The sequence below is a fragment of the Streptosporangium sp. CA-115845 genome (assembly GCF_050943795.1).
GTDB lineage: Bacteria > Actinomycetota > Actinomycetes > Streptosporangiales > Streptosporangiaceae > Streptosporangium.
On record NZ_CP191988.1, the window covers coordinates 8,395,162 to 8,410,832 of the forward strand.

Annotated in this window: 11 protein-coding genes; 1 reads left to right on the forward strand and 10 read right to left on the reverse strand. The window is 71.7% G+C overall.

Annotated elements, in window-relative coordinates; all coding sequences use genetic code 11:
* Positions 1-184: 184 nt before the first annotated feature.
* The 10 genes from ACQP0P_RS40070 to ACQP0P_RS40115 all read right to left on the reverse strand — a co-directional run bounded on the left by ACQP0P_RS40070 (position 185) and on the right by ACQP0P_RS40115 (position 13,465).
* Positions 185-2,143 (reverse strand): protein kinase domain-containing protein, encoded by a 1,959-nt coding sequence (locus ACQP0P_RS40070; RefSeq protein ID WP_433366073.1) that lies wholly within the window; start codon positions 2,141-2,143, stop codon positions 185-187.
* Entirely contained in the window at positions 2,143-4,404 is a 2,262-nt protein-coding gene (locus ACQP0P_RS40075) for a protein kinase domain-containing protein (protein ID WP_433366076.1), read from the reverse strand. Before ACQP0P_RS40075 ends, ACQP0P_RS40070 begins: the two co-directional genes overlap by 1 nt.
* A 131-nt stretch (positions 4,405-4,535) precedes the next feature.
* Positions 4,536-5,069: a YbaK/EbsC family protein gene (locus ACQP0P_RS40080; protein ID WP_433366079.1), complete on the reverse strand. Its 534-nt coding sequence runs from the start codon at positions 5,067-5,069 to the stop codon at positions 4,536-4,538.
* A gap of 61 nt (positions 5,070-5,130) precedes the next feature.
* The gene (locus tag ACQP0P_RS40085) at positions 5,131-6,729 is read right to left on the reverse strand and encodes a flavin monoamine oxidase family protein (RefSeq protein ID WP_433366082.1); all 1,599 of its coding nucleotides are present in this window, start codon (positions 6,727-6,729) and stop codon (positions 5,131-5,133) included.
* A 63-nt stretch (positions 6,730-6,792) separates the two neighbouring features.
* On the reverse strand, positions 6,793-7,635 hold the full coding sequence (locus ACQP0P_RS40090) for a M55 family metallopeptidase (protein ID WP_433366085.1): 843 nt from the start codon (positions 7,633-7,635) through the stop codon (positions 6,793-6,795).
* Positions 7,632-8,855: a DUF6395 domain-containing protein gene (locus ACQP0P_RS40095; protein ID WP_433366088.1), complete on the reverse strand. Its 1,224-nt coding sequence runs from the start codon at positions 8,853-8,855 to the stop codon at positions 7,632-7,634. The genes ACQP0P_RS40090 and ACQP0P_RS40095 overlap by 4 nt, the downstream gene beginning before the upstream one ends.
* Complete coding sequence (locus ACQP0P_RS40100) at positions 8,852-9,220, reverse strand: hypothetical protein (RefSeq protein ID WP_433366091.1); 369 nt, start codon at positions 9,218-9,220, stop codon at positions 8,852-8,854. Before ACQP0P_RS40100 ends, ACQP0P_RS40095 begins: the two co-directional genes overlap by 4 nt.
* 77 nt (positions 9,221-9,297) lie before the next feature.
* Positions 9,298-10,068, reverse strand: a complete 771-nt coding sequence (locus tag ACQP0P_RS40105; protein ID WP_433366094.1) for an enoyl-CoA hydratase/isomerase family protein — start codon at positions 10,066-10,068, stop codon at positions 9,298-9,300.
* A gap of 75 nt (positions 10,069-10,143) precedes the next feature.
* Positions 10,144-11,310 (reverse strand): glycosyltransferase family 4 protein, encoded by a 1,167-nt coding sequence (locus ACQP0P_RS40110; RefSeq protein ID WP_433366097.1) that lies wholly within the window; start codon positions 11,308-11,310, stop codon positions 10,144-10,146.
* Between the two features lie 34 nt (positions 11,311-11,344).
* On the reverse strand, positions 11,345-13,465 hold the full coding sequence (locus ACQP0P_RS40115) for an amylo-alpha-1,6-glucosidase (RefSeq protein WP_433366100.1): 2,121 nt from the start codon (positions 13,463-13,465) through the stop codon (positions 11,345-11,347).
* 311 nt (positions 13,466-13,776) lie between these two features.
* Here ACQP0P_RS40115 and ACQP0P_RS40120 point away from each other — a divergent pair, with 311 nt between their 5' ends.
* Entirely contained in the window at positions 13,777-15,663 is a 1,887-nt protein-coding gene (locus tag ACQP0P_RS40120; protein ID WP_433366102.1) for an FAD-dependent oxidoreductase, read from the forward strand.
* Positions 15,664-15,671 lie beyond the last annotated feature (8 nt).

Genomic DNA, 15,671 nt, shown 5'->3' on the forward strand with positions numbered 1-15,671 from the left:
GAAACCTCCACGGGCGGGCACGAGACGCAAGCTGGACGTTTCCCCTCGGCCACATGTCGAGGAGCACCTGCGCCGGCACTCTCCCAGGATCTGCCGCTGCTCCGCAGGCCGGCCGGCCGCCGCCACCGGCGGCGCATGGCCTACCTGTGGGGCTGAGGCGGCCTCGCCTCCGCCGGCGGGATCGTCACTTCCAGAACGTCAGGAACCCGAGGCCGAGGCTTGTCATCAGGTCGTCGAGGAGGCCGCCGATGAGATCGAGCACGCCCATCGCGCCCTCGTTCGCCGACTGCCGCCACTGCGCCGTGAGGTTGTCGACGACATCGGTCGGCTGCTGCCACGGGAGGAAGGAGGGCACCACGCTCACCGCGGCCATCACCGCGAAGAACGCCAGCGTGCCCAGAATGATCGTGGTCACCATGCCCGCGCCGGGGCTCCGGATGATCCCGCTCAGCGCGCGGGCGACGGCCTTGCGCGGCTTGCCGCCGCCGGGAAGGACGAACAGCCCGGCCGCGAAGGCGCCGGCCGCGTAGGCGGCCGCGTGGTTCTTGTTCATGTCGCCCGCGTAGACCAGGAACCCCCACACGCACATGCCGAACATGGCGGAGAGCATTGAGGTGACCAGCGTCGCGAACGCGGCCTTGATCAGCGCCCACGGGGTGCCGAGCACCGCGAGCAGGGGGTCGGTGGCGCTGCTGCCCCTGATGGAGCGGCGCTGGACCAGGTCCCCGAACAGGTACTCCCCCACCCGCAGGCAGAGCGCGGCGGCCAGCGCGAACATGCTCACCACCACCGGCAGCACGCAGGCCACCGCCACCAGGATCGTCAGCAGCAGGAACGCCGCCAGCGGGTGGCTGGCGCGGTAACGCTCCTGCGGCGGGGTTCTGGGCGCGGGCCGCTCCTGCGGCGGGGTGTGCGGCCGTGCCTGGACCGGCGGCGGGTAGTGCCTCGACGGGCCGGTCGGCGGCGGCGCCGGGTATCCGGCCACCCGCTGGTCGGGGTAGGGCGGCGGTGCCGCACCCCTGGCCTGCGCCGCGGGCGGCGCGGGGACATAGGGCGGCGGCTGGGGGGCCGGGACGTACGGCGGCGGGGCGGTCCCCGCGCCGGACGCCTGGCCGGACTCCTGCCTCGGCCTGCGCTCGCGCCGCTCCGGCTTGGCGTACTCGACCGGCGGGAGCAGGTCGGCGTAGCCGTCGTCCTGCGGCAGGACCCGGGTGCCGTTCGGCGGGGGCGGCGGGGGCGGTGGGCTCTGGCCGTCCAGGATCCTGGTGCCGTCGGTGTTGAGGACCTTCGTCCCGCCGTCGAGGACGGCGGTGGGCGGCGTCTCGTGGAAGGTCGTCACCGTCGGGTCGAGGGCGCGGGCCATCCGGTGCAGCTCCGTCGCGGACGGCCGGGTGGCGGGGTCGACGGCCAGTGCCCGCTTGAGCCAGCCCCTCAGCCACACCGGGGCCCTGTCGACGTTTGCCCGGCCCTCCATGATGTTGAAGCAGACGATCTCGAAACTACCCGTGCCGAACGGGGGCTGGCCGGTCGCGCCGAAGAAGACCGTCGAGGCCAGCGCGTGCACGTCGGCCGCCTGGGTGATCTCGGAGTCGCGGATGATCTCCGGGGCGAGGTAGCCGGGGGTGCCGACGAACATGCCGGTCTGGGTCAGCCTGGTCGCGTTGACCAGGTGCGCGATACCGAAGTCGATGACCAGCGGATCACCGTTGACGATCATCACGTTGGACGGCTTGAAGTCGCGGTGGATGACGTCGGCGGCGTGAATGGCCACCAGCGCCGCGCACATGCCCTGCGCCAGCCGGATGACCTGGTCCGCGGGGAGCGGGCCGTCCTGCAGGACGGTCTCCTCCAGCGTGCGCCCGGGGGCGAACCGGGTCACGATGTAGGGCTGCCTGGCCGTCAGTTCGGCGTCGAGCACCTCGGCGACGTGCGGGCTGCGCACCCGCCGCATGGTCTCCACCTCGCGGGTGAGCCGGTCGCGGGCCTTGAGGTCGGCCGCCACGTGCGGGTGCAGGACCTTGACGGCCACCTCGCGCCCGTCCTCGTCGACCCCGAGGTGGACGACGCCCATGCCGCCCTCGCCGATCTTTCTGAGCAGCCGGTACGGGCCCAGCCTCTCGGGCGCCCGCGTGTCCCCCGTCATCACGCCGCCTTCTTTCGTAGGTCGCTCAGTTCGTCCACCACCGTTCCGACGTCGACCGGCGTCCACACCGCCGGCCGTGCCCTGTCTCCCACGGTGCCGATCGCCAGGAAGACCATCAGCGCCGCCACCGCGCCCAGCACCGCGGCGGCGATCATGGCCGCGCCGCGTGACGGCAGCAGTGATGCCAGCGTACGTCGCATCTGGCGGCTGGGGCCCTCCACACCGGGTCCGGCGCAGACGGTCCAGAGCGCGACGGCCGCGCCCCAGCTCAGTGTGTTGGTGATGGGCATGCTCCCGACCAGCACGGCGAGCAGGAGCGTCACCGGCAGACCGAGGATCAGCGCGTACGGCACCAGGGCGACGGTGATGCCGATCGACTTCAGGAGCGCGGCCGGCCGGCCGAGCACCCGGAAGACGTCGGTGGCCGCCTCGCCGGCGGTCCTGCGGGCGTTCAGGGCAGGTTGGGCGATGTCGGCGGCGCGAAGCAGGATCGCCACCGGGATGGCCACCGCGGCGACGATCAGCGGGGCGATGACCGCCGCGACCGTCATGATGACCAGCATCAGCACGCTCACCACCCCGTACGCCCTGGAACGCTGCAATGCGTGCCCTGGCCGCTGCCCGGGGTGGAGCGGCGACGGCGCGGAGTGCTGCTGGGGGTACTGCTGAGGGGGCTGCTGGGCCTGCGCGGGGGGCTGCGGGTGTGAGTAGGGGTAGGGCGGGGGTGTGGGGGTGCGGACGTGCGGGGTCTGCTGCTGATCGAACGGGGCCTGCCGCTGCGGGTAGGGCTGCGGGGTGGCCGCCTGCGGCGACCGGCCCTGCTGACCCGGCTGCCCCTGGTAGCCACCAGGCCGGCCCGGCTGGTTCTGCTGGCCCGGCTGGCCCGGCCGGCCCGGCTGGTTGGTGTACTGACGGATGTATTCCTGCAGGTCCTGCGGGCGGACCCGCTGGGTGGGGATGTCCCCGTCGGGGACCGGCGCGGTGAAGCCCTGGTCGTCGGCCCTCGCCCCCGGCTGGTCACGGACGGCGGGGATGGGCGCGGAACCCGTGACGGGCGGGGATCCCTGGACCGCGCCGGGGGTGCGGGTGGGCACGTCCTCCGGGGCGAGCATGCCGGTGGGCAGGTCGTGCGCGGACTGCTGGGCCGCCGCCTGGCGCAGTTCCTCGGGGGTCACCCGGCGGGTCGGCCACGGGTCGGGCTGCTCCTCGCCGAGCAGCGAGACGTACTCGTGGGGCTGGGCCACGGGGGTGGGAGGCCAGGGGGTGGATGGGACCGCCGGGCGGGACGCCACCGGGGTCGGCACGTCGCCGGGGTCGCCACGGAAACCCGGGGCGCCGCGGAAACCGGGGTCGCCACGGAAACCGGGGTCGCCACGAAAACCCGGGTCGGGGGCGCCGCGAAAGCCGGGAGCGGGGTCGTCGAACTCCGCGACCGTGGTGATCTCGTCCGGCACCCGGGACCGGCCGGTGTCCGGCAGCAGGCGCCCCACCTGCGCCGCCAGGTCGGCGGCCGAAGGTCGCCTGGCCGGGTCGCGCTGAAGCGCGGCCCGCAGCACCGGCTGGAGCTCACCCGGGACGGCCTCGACGTTCGCCTTGCCCGCGGTGATGTTGTAGAAGATCATCTCCAGCGTGCCCTTGCCGAAGGGCGGCTGGCCGGTGGCGGCGAAGACCAGGGTGCCCGCCCAGGCGTGCACGTCGACCTCGGGGCCGGCCTCGTGTCCCTCGATGATCTCGGGGGCGAGGTAACCGGGCGTGCCGATGAACATGCCGGTCTGGGTGAGCCTGGTCGCGTCGACGGCCTGGGCGATGCCGAAGTCGATGAGGACCGGCTGGCCGTCCAGGATGAGGACGTTGCCGGGCTTGAGGTCGCGGTGGATCACGCCGACCGAGTGCACGGCGGCCAGCGCCGACGCCACACCGTGCGCGACCCTCAGCAGCGCGGGCAGCTCCATGGGGCCGTCCTGCTTGATCACCTCGTCCAGCGGCCGGCCGGCGACATATCGCGTCACGATATAGGGGCGATGGCCGGTCACATCGGCGTCGATGACCTCGGCGATGTGCTCGCTGCGCACCCGCCGCATCGTCTCGACCTCACGCGAAAGGCGGCGACGGGCGACGTCGTCGCCCGCCACCTCGGCGCGGAGCACCTTCACCGCGACCTGTCGGCCCTGTGGGTCGACCGCGAGGTGCACCACACCCATACCGCCCTCGCCGAGCCGCCGCAGCAGCCGGTAAGGGCCCAATCGGTCGTCCTGATTCATGGCATGAAGCACCATATCGGCTTAGACCCCGCCCATGAGATGAACCATCGGGCCACATTTTCCGACTGAATAACGTTCACAGAACCCCGACGGTTTCCCGATTCCCGCTCTCACTTAATCTCATTTTCGCTTCAGTTCGCCAGGCGGAGAACCTGCGCCGTTTTCAACCCGGCCAGCAGGGAGCCCGACACCGCCAGTTTGGAGCGGCGGACCCCGCTGCCGATCACCACCTCCGGATGGGCCGCCACCGCCTCGTCGACGAGTACCGGCCACTCCTCGGGCAGCCCGAGCGGGGTGATCCCGCCGTACTCCATGCCGGTCAGCGTGACCGCGTCGTCCATCGACGCGAACGAGATCTTCCGTGCGTCCAGGTGACGCCGGACCACGCCGTTGACGTCGGCCCTCATGGTGGCGAGCACCATGCACGCCGCGTAACGGACCTCCCCCGCGCGCCTGGCCGCCACGATCACGCAGTTGGCCGACTCGCCCAGGTCCACGCCGTAGCGCTCGCAGAAGGCCGCCGTGTCGGCCAGTTCCGGGTCGATCTCGGCGGCCTTGATCTCGCCGAGGACCCCGTCGAACCCCTCGACCGCCCGCGCCACCGGCTCGGCCAGCAGGTCCAGCCGCTCGGTGGCACTCGCCCAGCCCAGTGTTCCGATCGCCATCGCCGTCTCATCTCCCTCGGATTTCCTTCGCACCGAGAACCTTACGGCCGCGCCGGAGAACTCAGGAGGTCGCGCTCAGCACCCGGCGGTGCAGTTCGGTGACCGTCCGCCTCGCCGACTCCATCGCGCCGGCCTGCCAGGCGATCAGGTGGGTGAGCCAGTCCCCGGCGAAGTAGACCCGCCCCGCCGGGCGCTGGAGGAGGGCGAAAGCACCCTCGTAGGAGGGCCAGCCCACCCAGCCGCCCTCGATGTGCGGCCTGCGCCGCCAGGCGATCGAGATGCTGGAGCGCAACTCGGCGCGGTACTTCTCACCGTGGATCTTCTTGCCCTGGGTGAGCGCCCGGTTTCGACGATCATTGTGGGAGAGCGCATCGTAGAGGTCGGCGTTCGGCCCGACGTTGTAGTAGCCGACCACCAAACCGCCGCGGGAGTGGTAGCCGTGGGAGGGGTACCAGATGTGGGTGATGTCCAGGTCGGTCTCGGTGACACCGCCGTAGATGCGGTCGTCGATCTCCCACCAGCGCCTGCCGTACTCCAGCCCGATCTTGCCCGCGGAGACCGGCACGGGGGTGCGGAGCGCGGCGGTGACCGGGGTGCCGAGGTTGTGCGGCAGGCGCGCGAGCAGGTGGGGCGGCAGGGAGGCGATGCAGTAGTCGGCGCGGACCGTGCCACCCCGGTGGGTCACCTCCACCCCGTCGGGCAGGTTCTTTATCCCGGTGACCGGGGTGCCCATCCTGATCCGGTCGCGGCCGACCGCGTCGGCGAGCGCGCCGGCGATCGCGTCCATGCCGCCCACCGGCTGGAACATGGGCGTCGCCTGGTCGTAGCCGAAATCCATGGTGACGGCCCTGCCGGTGCCCGCGGCGAGCACGTCCCGCAGCGAGGGCGCCGCGCCCAGGGGAACGCCCTGGTCCACTCCCGGATAGGTCTCGAAGCCCCGCCGGTCCGACCCCCGGTAGCCGAGGTCGGGCCCCAGGTCGCCGAAGCGCCGCAGGAACTCCGCCAGCCGCTCACGGTCGTCCGCGGTGAGCCTGCGGTTCAGCGCGCCGGCGCTGCTCGCCTTGGCCAGCAGCTCCGCGACGTAGCCGTACAGGTCCGCGCGGGCCGTACGCGCCCGGACCGGGGCGCTCATGCCCTCGTTGTAGACGTACGCCGAGGCGTTGTTGTTGACGAACGTCTCGATGGGGACGCCCAGCTCGCGGCAGTAGTCCATGGTGACCATCCACGGTGCGATCCGTCCGGCCCCCGCGTTGAAGTAGGTGCCCTCCGCGAACGCGGCCGTCTGCGTCTCACCGTTCAGCTCGTCCAGCCGGTCGCCCGCGCGCAGCGTGATGGTCCTGCCGCCCACCCGGTCGGAGGCCTCCAGGACCGTGCAGTCGTATCCGGCCTTGCCCAGCTCGTAGGCGCAGGTCAGCCCGGCGATGCTAGCGCCGAGGACGACCACCTTGGCCGCCGCTCTGCCGCTGAGGGAGAAGTCGGAGGGCTGCGGGGGGGTGAACGCTTTTTCCTGGGACTCCGGGGCGAGGCCGAGCGCGCCCATGGCCGCGAACATGGCCCCGGCGCCTCCGGCCGCGCCCACCCCGACCAGCAGCGCTCTGCGCGTCAGCGTTCCGCCTCTGCCGGGGGCGACCTGGGCGGCAGGCCCCGTCTCGTCACTCATCGAAGGTCTTCAAGGGCATCGGGCACCGCCGGGGGTCGGTTCGAAGGGGACACAGAAGAGGTATCAGCCGTAGATGCCGCTGCCGCAGGCGACCTGACCGCCGATCATCGCGAAGACTCCCAGCAGGGCCATGATCTGCGAGAAGTCGTCCGTGGTGAACTCGGTGTGCCGGGGGCCCACCGCCCGCACACCGGGAATGATCGCGCATCCGGCCGCGATGGCCGTGGAGTTCCACTCGACGCCGAGGGTGAACGGCGGCTCGGGGGCGCAGAGACGGAAGTCGGCCACCCGGTCAAGCGCGCGGGCGGCGGCCTCGCGGATGCGGGCCCGGGCGACGGCGGGCGGCAGGAGCTCGGCGGCGAACCTGTCGATCCCCTTCTTGACCGCGACGGTCTCCACGTCGCCGAGCAGTTCCCTGGCCTCCTCGCAGACCGCCTCGTCCCCGGTCACCAGGGCCACCGGCACGCCGAGCGCCCCGGCGAAGGAGGCGACGAGACGGGTCTCGCCGCAGACCTCGTCGTTGAGGTAGACGTTCTGGATCTCCCTGCCCATCCAGGTGTGGTTGAGGACGCCGTGCTGGACACCGGCCCGCGCGTGGTAGCCGACGAAGCAGGCCGCCCGGTGGCTCGCGTCGAGTCCCTGCCCCATCCGCATCGGCTTGCCGGGACCACGGAGCAGGGTCGCCCGCTCGTCGAGCAGGTCGATCCTGAGGTTCTTGGTCGAGCCGTGCGCGTCGTTGACGCGTACCGCGGTGGCGCCCGCGTCGAACGCCCCCTCGATGACCGCGTTGGCGTCGCCGGTCATCAGCTCGCAGCCGCGCTCGTAGCCCCGCCCTCCGGCATGCATCTCCTCGGGGTCGGTCAGACCGGTGACCCCCTCCATGTCGACCGATACGTACACCTTCACGCCGTCCCCCACGTCTCGACGCGCCGCGCCTCATCCTCGTTCATGAAACCGATCTCCCCATCCATGAAGTCGTGAACCTGCTTGCGCCACGGTTCGGGGATCTCCGCGATCGCGGGCCGGTAGCAGCGGTCCAGCCAGGCGGTGGAGGACTCGCTCGCGCGCAGGTACCCGGCCGCCGCGCCGAAGACGGTGTCCTCGATGCCGGGCACCCTGGCGCAGCCGTACTCGATCATCTCCTGGCCGCCGTACGGCGGCGGCTGCTGCCACCTGCGGGCGACCGGGCGGCCCGCGGTGATCGTGGTGCGGAGCGGGCGGCGCTCGACGGCGGCCTGGATGAGCTCCTTGTACAGGCACTTGCCGCAGGTCCCGCAGGGGCCGCTCACCCCGCGCAGGCACCAGCGGACCTGCCCGCGCAGCTCGGAGCCGAGGGCGAGCCGCATCGTGACGGCCTCGCTGACCCCGCCCACCGGGAGCACGATGTGCAGACCGGCCGCGGCGAACGCCCGCCCCCAGGCACCGTGCGGCGCCCACATCGGGTTGTCGGGTGTGTAGCGGAGCAGGTAGCGGTCGCCTCCCAGCCAGCGCGAGCCCAGCTCGTAGCCGAAGGCCAGGCCCCCCAGGTCGAGCTCGTCCGCCAGCAGCAGCGCGCCGGCGGCGACCGCGTGGTGCTCGGGGTAGCCGGGGCGCGGCTCGGCGAGCGTGAACTCCAGGTCGGAGCGGACGACGGTCAGCTCGCGCCCGGTCCTGGCGGCCAGCGAGGCCAGCACATCGGAGCGGTAGTGGGTCCACCGGTTGGGCACGCGCGGGTGGGAGACCCGCTGGAAGTGCACGAAGGGCGCGTCGGGCAGCATCGCGGCCACCGCGACCGAGTCCGCCCCGCCGCTGTAGGAGATCGCCAGCCTGTCACCCGACCGCGCCCGTCCGCCTTCGGGACCGGCCTCGATCCCCCAGCCGTCGCCGATCGCCCCCGCGAGCTCCGGTGAGATCGGCCGGTCGAAGGCGACACGGCGCCGGGTCCACGGCGCGACCACGGTCCACGCGGCGAGGGCGAGCAGGTCGGGATGGATGTCACGTGGGGCTCGCGGCAGTTCGACCCGGAACGAGTTCGTGGCCAGCTTCAGCGGCTGGCCGTCGGCGCAGAGGCCGGCGACGTCGTCCTCGGGGTCCAGCCGGAACGCCAGGTGCCAGGTGCCGCCGTCCGCACTCCAGGTCACTCTCACGCGGCGCCCCCGGCGGTCCTGTCCGGAACGTTCCCGCGTTCCCCGGAACCCGTGGCGCGGTCCACGGCCTGCCAGAGCAGCACCTCGTTCTGCAGGACCCCGTCCAGCGCGACCGCGGTCTCCTGGGCCAGCCGGTGGGCGTCGTCCCAGCGCCCGGCCCGCGCGGGGTCGAGAGCGACCCCGGCCACCCGCGCGCGGAGCTCGACGACCTCCGCGCGCAGCGAGGTGACCTCCCTGGCCAGCGTCTGGACCTCCCAGAGCGCGTCCTTGACGTCCTGCCGGTGATCCGCCCTGGAGATGTACCGGGAATCGAACCAGCCGAGGACCGCCCGCCGCAGCGGAGCAGGCACCAGCGCACGCTTCACCAACCGCACCATAATCCGGCACGATACCGGCAATTTTTAATCACCCAAGACTGATCCCGGCACGCCGGGTGAACACCTCAGCGGCCGGTGAACTCGGCCTTCGACCTCTCCGAGAAGGCGCGCATGCCGATCCCGGCGTCGGCGGTGGCGAACATGCCGGAGAACTGCAGGCGCTCGATCTCCAGGCCGGTGTCCAGGTCGGTCTCCAGACCGTGGTCGACCGCCTGCTTGGCGGCGCGCAGCGCCAGGGCCGGCCCCCCGGCGAACTGGGCCGCGTACGCGAGGGCCTCGGTGTACACGTCGTCGTCGGGGACCACCCGGTCCACCAGGCCGATGGCCAGCGCCTCGTCGGCGGCCACGTGGCGTCCGGTGAAGATGAGGTCCTTGGCCTTGGCCGGGCCGATGAGCCTGGGCAGCCGCTGGGTGCCCCCCGCGCCGGGGATGAGGCCGAGCAGCACCTCGGGCTGGCCCAGCTTGGCCGACTCCCCCGCGATCCTGATGTCCGCGCACAGGGCCAGCTCGCAGCCGCCGCCGAGCGCGTAGCCGGTCACGGCCGCGACGACGGGCTTGCCGATCCTCGCGACGGCGGTGAAGCAGTCCTGCAGGGTCTGCGAGTGGACCGCCATGTCCGCGTACGACATGTCGGCCATCTCCTTGATGTCGGCACCGGCCGCGAAGACCCGTCCCCCGTAGACGACCACGGCGCTCACGTCCCCGTCGGCGTCCACCTGCCGGGCGCACTCGGCGATCTCCAACTGGACCTGCCGGTTGAGCGCGTTCATCTTCGGCCGGTCGAGCCTGATCGTCGCGACCCCGTCAGCCTTCTCCACCCGCACGAACTCACCCATGGACGTCCCTCCGTCACGATTCACAACGCGATCGGTCCGGTGCCGGTCGCGCCGTGATCCAACATAGAGCGCCGCTCAGTTGACGGGCATGGCCAGGTCCCTGCTCCCCGCCACACTCTCCGCCGCACTCTCCGTCGCGCTCTCCGTCGCGCTCGCCGCGACGCGCTCTCCTGCCCGCCTCGACGGCCCGGCGATCACCCTGCGGTAGATCGCCTCGTACGCGCGGGCCATCGTCTCCACCCCGAAGAAACGCTCCGCCCGGGAGCGGCAGGCGTGCGGGGCGAGCACGCCGGCCGCCTCGATGGCGGCGGAGAGCTCCGCGGGGGCGCTCCGGATGAATCCGGTGACCCCGTCCACGACCACCTCGGGCACCGCGCCCCTGCCCAGGGCGACCACGGGCGTGCCGCAGGCCATGGCCTCGATCATCACCATCCCGAACGGCTCCTCCCAGAGGACCGGGAAGACCAGGCATCTGGCCGCGGCCAGCAGCTCGCGTTTGCGGGCGGTGTCGGCCTCGCCGACGTATTCGGCGTCGGGACCCAGACGTGGCCTGACGTAGGCGTCGAAGTAGTCGTGCTCGGTCTTCTCGGTGAGCTTGCCGGCCAGCAGGATGCGCCGCCCGGCCGCACGGGCGGCGTCGATGGCCAGGTGGGCGCCCTTGTCCTCGCTGAACCTGCCCAGCCAGAGCGTCCAGTCCTCCTTGCGCTCCCTGAAGGGGAAGGCCTCGACGTCGACGGCGTTGTGGACGACCCCCGCCCAGTTCAGGTCGGGGGCGATGCGCCGCTGGGCCTCGGAGATGGCGACCATGGACATGCCCGCGCCGAGCACCCGGTAGTACTCGCCGTACTCGCCCCCCACCTCGCCGTGGCAGGTGATCACGGTCGGCACGGCCTGCGCGGGCGCGGTCAGCGGACCGGCCAGGGAGTGGTCGTGGATCACGTCCACGGCGAGCTTCGAGCTCATCGCGTACGCCCTGGCGGCGTGCAGGACCTCGGGCAGCGCCTCGCCGATCCGCTCGGACGGCGCCCGCCCGTAGGTGGCCAGGAAGCGCGCCGACGTCCCCGTCGTGCCCGCCCCGATCATCGTGACGTCGTGCCCGCGCCGGGTCAGCCCGGCGACGAGGCCCGCCACCATCGACTCGATGCCCCCGTAGCCGTGGGGCGGTACGTCGTACCAGGGCGGCGCGACCATCAGGATGCGCATGCCGTTGGACCACCCCGGGACAGCTCTGGAAGAAACCATGGCGACCTCACCTGGAGAGAGACGAAGGAAACGGTCAGTGCACCTGCCTCAGGGCGGCGGTCAGCGGGCTGCGCGGCGCGTTGATCAGGGTGATCCCGTCCGGCAGCCCGCTGATGGCCGCGCCGGACGCGCCGACGTCGATCGTGACCCTGGAACCCGCGAGCGGCAGCCCCTGGATCCGCAGGCCCTCCAGCCCGACCGGATCCAGCCACACCCGTCCGTAGGGAATCCACGGCTCGAACCGCAGCAGGCTCCTGACCAGCTGGATGGGGCTCGCCGCGGCCCACGCCTGCGGGGAGCAGGAGGTGGGGTACGGCACGGGCCAGGTGAACTCGGCCCGGTCGAACCCGCAGAACAGCTCGGGCAGCCGCCAGCCGAAGGCCTCGGCCGCGTCCAGCAGGCCGTAGGCGATCCGCTGCGCGTCCCGGGTGAAGCCGTAGCGCATCAGCCCGGACGCGATCAGGGCGTTGTCGTGCGGCCAGACCGAGCCGTTGTGGTAGCTCATCGGGTTGTAGGCGCCCATGGTGGAGGCGAGGGTCCGCACCCCGTACCCGGTGAACATCTCCGGCGAGAGCAGTCGCTCGGCGACCTGTGCGGCCCGGTCCTCGTCGACGATGCCGGCCCACAGGCAGTGCCCCATGTTGGAGGCGAGACTGTCGATGGCGCGCCCGGCGCCGTCGAGACCGACGGCGTAGTAGCCCCGGTCCGGCAGCCAGAAGCGCTCGTTGAAGGCGTCCCTGATCCGGCTCGCGCGGGCCGTCCACTGCTCCTCCAGAGCCGTGTCGCCGACCTCGTGGGCGAAGTGGGCACGGGCGATGTAGGCGGCGTAGACGTAGCCCTGGACCTCCGCCAGGGCGATGGGCGGGCGGGCGAGGCTGCCGTCGGCGAAGTTGATGCCGTCAAAGGAGTCCTTCCATCCCTGGTTGATCAGTCCGTGGTCGGTCTTGCGCCGGTAGGACAGGAACGGGTCGGCGCACCTGTTGATCCAGTCGAGGGCGGCGTCGGCGTGCGGCATGAGTTCCTCGACGGCCTCCCTGTGCATGCCCCATCGGCGCAGCTCACCCAGGACCATCACGAACAGCGGGGTCGAGTCCACCGAGCCGTAGTAGGCGCGACCGGCCTGCGGCGAGGCGCCGACCTGGGCCCCGAAGCGGAGCTCGTGCAGGATCTTGCCCGGCTCCTCCTCGGTGAGCGGGTCGTTGACGGTGCCCTGGAGCCTGGCCAGGCGGCGCAGGGTGCCCAGCGCCAGGCACTGGTCCATCTGGAGCGCCATCCACGAGGTCAGCAGCGAGTCTCGGCCGAACAGGGTCATGAACCACGGCGCGCCCGCGGCGATGGTCGGCGGTTCCTCCGGCCTGTCGGATTCGAAGAGCCGGAGCGCGCCGAGATCCTCCTTGGAGCGTTCCAGCACCTTTGACAGGAGGCGGTCGGAGGTGACGACGACCGGGCTGAGGCGCTCCCAGTCGGCCCGGCGCCTGGCGGGCTCCGCGTGCTCCAGGGGATAGCGCGTGGAGAACCAGGCCGGCGACTCCTCGCCCTCCAGGATCGGGTTGACCTGCAGGCTGACGGTCCACTCGCCCCGGGCGGGCACCACGACCCTGAAGATGAGCATGCCCGGCACGGCGAACGGCGCCGGCTCCGCCACCACCCTGGTGCCGCGCGAGCGGCAGGCGGAGATGATCAGCAGCCCCGATCTGTCAGCCGTCATCTCCACGTCGGCCACGTGCCTGACCCGGCCCGCCTTCACCTCGAACAGGTCCGCCACATCGGAGGCCACGTGGATGTCGACGACGCATCCGGCGGGCTCGTCGGCCAGGTTGCGCAGGGTCACGTCCTCACGGAGGCCGCCGCCGACGTAGCGGTCCCTGATCACGAGCAGACTGCTCTCGGCCCGCCCCGGGCGGGGGCCGGCCCTGCCGAGGAACGTCACGTGGTACGGCTCGGCCGGCAGCACCCTGAGGGGCTCCACCGCCGTCTCGTCCACCCTGAGCTCCCAGCGCGAGAGCAGCCGGGTGTCGGCGTGGTAGACGCCCTGCGCCCCGCCGGGCCGGATGTCGCCGTTGCGCGCGCACACGCAGAAGGAGCCCCCCTCGACCAGGGTGACCGTGGTGTCGCCCAGCGGACCCGGTTGACCCTCGAACGTCCATGCGTTCAATGCTCACTCCAGCCTGTGCGATATGTCGGCTATCTAGCTATTCCCACATAAAAGGAGAGAGAACTACGCAAAAGAGGTCCATTATTACGTTTTGCCCGATAAAAGAGCTTTTGTCCGACTCGGCTTGATATTCCACCCCCGGGCGCCATCACCCACCCGCCGGCCCTCCGCCCGTCCGTTGCGACAAAAACCGCAAAAAACAGACCCCGTCCCATCGGTTGGAGTCACAGCCGGGAAGATCCTGGCACACCGGACGGCAAACCGATAGTAGTCATCTCATTACTTAGAGTGACCAACGACAGGAGGATGCCGTGACAGGTATCGACCGGCGAGGATTCGCCAGGCTGGCAGGGCTGGGCGCGGTGGGGGCCGTGGGCTCCGCCGTGGCACCCATGGCCCCCACGGCCTCGGCCGCCGTCTCGCTCACCGATCCGCCCCCCACCGGCACCCGGCGGGAGCCGCGCGACGGAGAGCGCTGGGACACCTGCCTGAAGGTGGCACGGGATCTGCTGCTGATCGACGAGAACGGCGCGGACCTCAAACTCGAATACCTCAGGGTGCTGATCGACAAGGGCCTGCCCAGGACCCGCAGCCCCAAGAGGATCCTGGTCGTCGGCGCCGGGATCTCCGGACTGGTGGCCGCCACGCTGCTGAAGCGGGCCGGGCACCGGGTCACCGTCATCGAGGCCAACGGCAACCGGATCGGTGGCCGGATCAAGACCTTCCGGACCGGTTTCGCCGACCGGCGGCAGTACGCCGAGGCGGGGGCGATGCGCATCCCCGACTTCCACCCGCTCACCCTCGCGCTGATCGACAAACTCGGCATCTCCCGCCGCCTGTTCTACAACGTCGACGTGCGGCCCGGCGACGCGGCGAGCGGACCGACCCCGCCGGTCGTCTACACCTCGCGCCGCGGGCAGGTCTGGCGCTCCGGGCCGTCCCGCGGGGAGTTCACCGCACCGCGGCGGGCGAACCACACCTTGATTCGGGTCAACGGCATCTCGCAACGGCGCGACGAGTACGCCAGGGACCCGCGAAAGATCAACGCCTCGTTCGGGCTCAGGGACGACAGGACCGCGGGACGGATCCTGGACGAGGCGCTGGATCCGGTCAGGGACTACTTCTCCGTCGTCCGCGGCTCCGAGCGGGTCGACAAGCCGCTGCCCGAACTGATCGAGGGCTGGGCCCGCGTGCTGTACGACTTCGACGACCACTCCATGAACCGCTTCCTCCGGGAGCACGCCAGGCTGAGCGACGCGGCCGTCGACGCCATCGGCACCATCGAGAACCTGACCTCCCGGCTGCCGCTGTCGTTCATGCACACCTTCCTCACCCGGAGCCTGGTCAACCCGTCGGCGACCTACTGGGAGATGGCCGGAGGCAGCCGGGAGCTGCCCTACCGGCTGGAGCCCGGGCTGCGCGGGGACATCCGGATGGACCGCCGGGCCGTGCGGATCCAGCACACCGCCCGGGGGGTGCGCGTCGAGACGGTCACCGAGACGGGCAGCACCGAGTCCGTCTCCCGGCCCCAGGGCAGGGGCGAGACCTTCGAGGGAGATCTCGCGATCATCACGATCCCGTTCTCCGCGCTGCGCCACGTGGAGATCACCCCGGCTCTGCCGTACCCGAAGCGGCGCGCGGTGATCGAGCTGCACTACGACTCCGCGACCAAGGTGCTGCTGGAGTTCCGCAGGCGCTGGTGGGAGTTCGACGAGCGAGACTGGAAGCGCGAGCTGGGCCCCCGCTACCGCCCTGGGCCCGCGAGCCACGTGACGGGCGGCGGCTCGGTCACCGACAACGCCAACAGGTTCGTCTACTTCCCCTCACATCCGGTGCGCGGCAGCGAGGGCGGCGTCGTGCTGGCCTGCTACGCATGGGCCGACGACGCCTCCCGGTGGGACTCCATGGACGACGCCGAGCGCTACGGCCACGCGCTGCGCGGACTGCAGGAGGTGCACGGGGAGCGCATCGCCGACTTCTACACCGGCCATGGCCAGACCCAGAGCTGGCTGCGCAACCGCTACGCCTTCGGCGAGGCCGCGGTCTTCACCCCGGGCCAGATGACCGAGATCCACCCCGCCATCACCGCACCCGTCGGGCGGCTGCACTTCGCGGGCGAGCACACCTCGCTCAAGCACTCCTGGATCGAGGGTGCCCTGGAGTCGGCCGTCCGTACGGCTCTGGAGGCCAACGCCTGACGGCGCCG

Excerpts from the sequence above, each read along its gene's own strand:
- ACQP0P_RS40070 (WP_433366073.1), bottom strand. The coding sequence starts at position 2,143 with ATGACGGGGGACACGCGGGCGCCCGAGAGGCTGGGCCCGTACCGGCTG.
- ACQP0P_RS40075 (WP_433366076.1), bottom strand. The coding sequence starts at position 4,404 with ATGAATCAGGACGACCGATTGGGCCCTTACCGGCTGCTGCGGCGGCTC.
- ACQP0P_RS40080 (WP_433366079.1), bottom strand. The coding sequence starts at position 5,069 with ATGGCGATCGGAACACTGGGCTGGGCGAGTGCCACCGAGCGGCTGGAC.
- ACQP0P_RS40085 (WP_433366082.1), bottom strand. The coding sequence starts at position 6,729 with ATGAGTGACGAGACGGGGCCTGCCGCCCAGGTCGCCCCCGGCAGAGGC.
- ACQP0P_RS40105 (WP_433366094.1), bottom strand. The coding sequence starts at position 10,068 with ATGGGTGAGTTCGTGCGGGTGGAGAAGGCTGACGGGGTCGCGACGATC.
- ACQP0P_RS40110 (WP_433366097.1), bottom strand. The coding sequence starts at position 11,310 with ATGGTTTCTTCCAGAGCTGTCCCGGGGTGGTCCAACGGCATGCGCATC.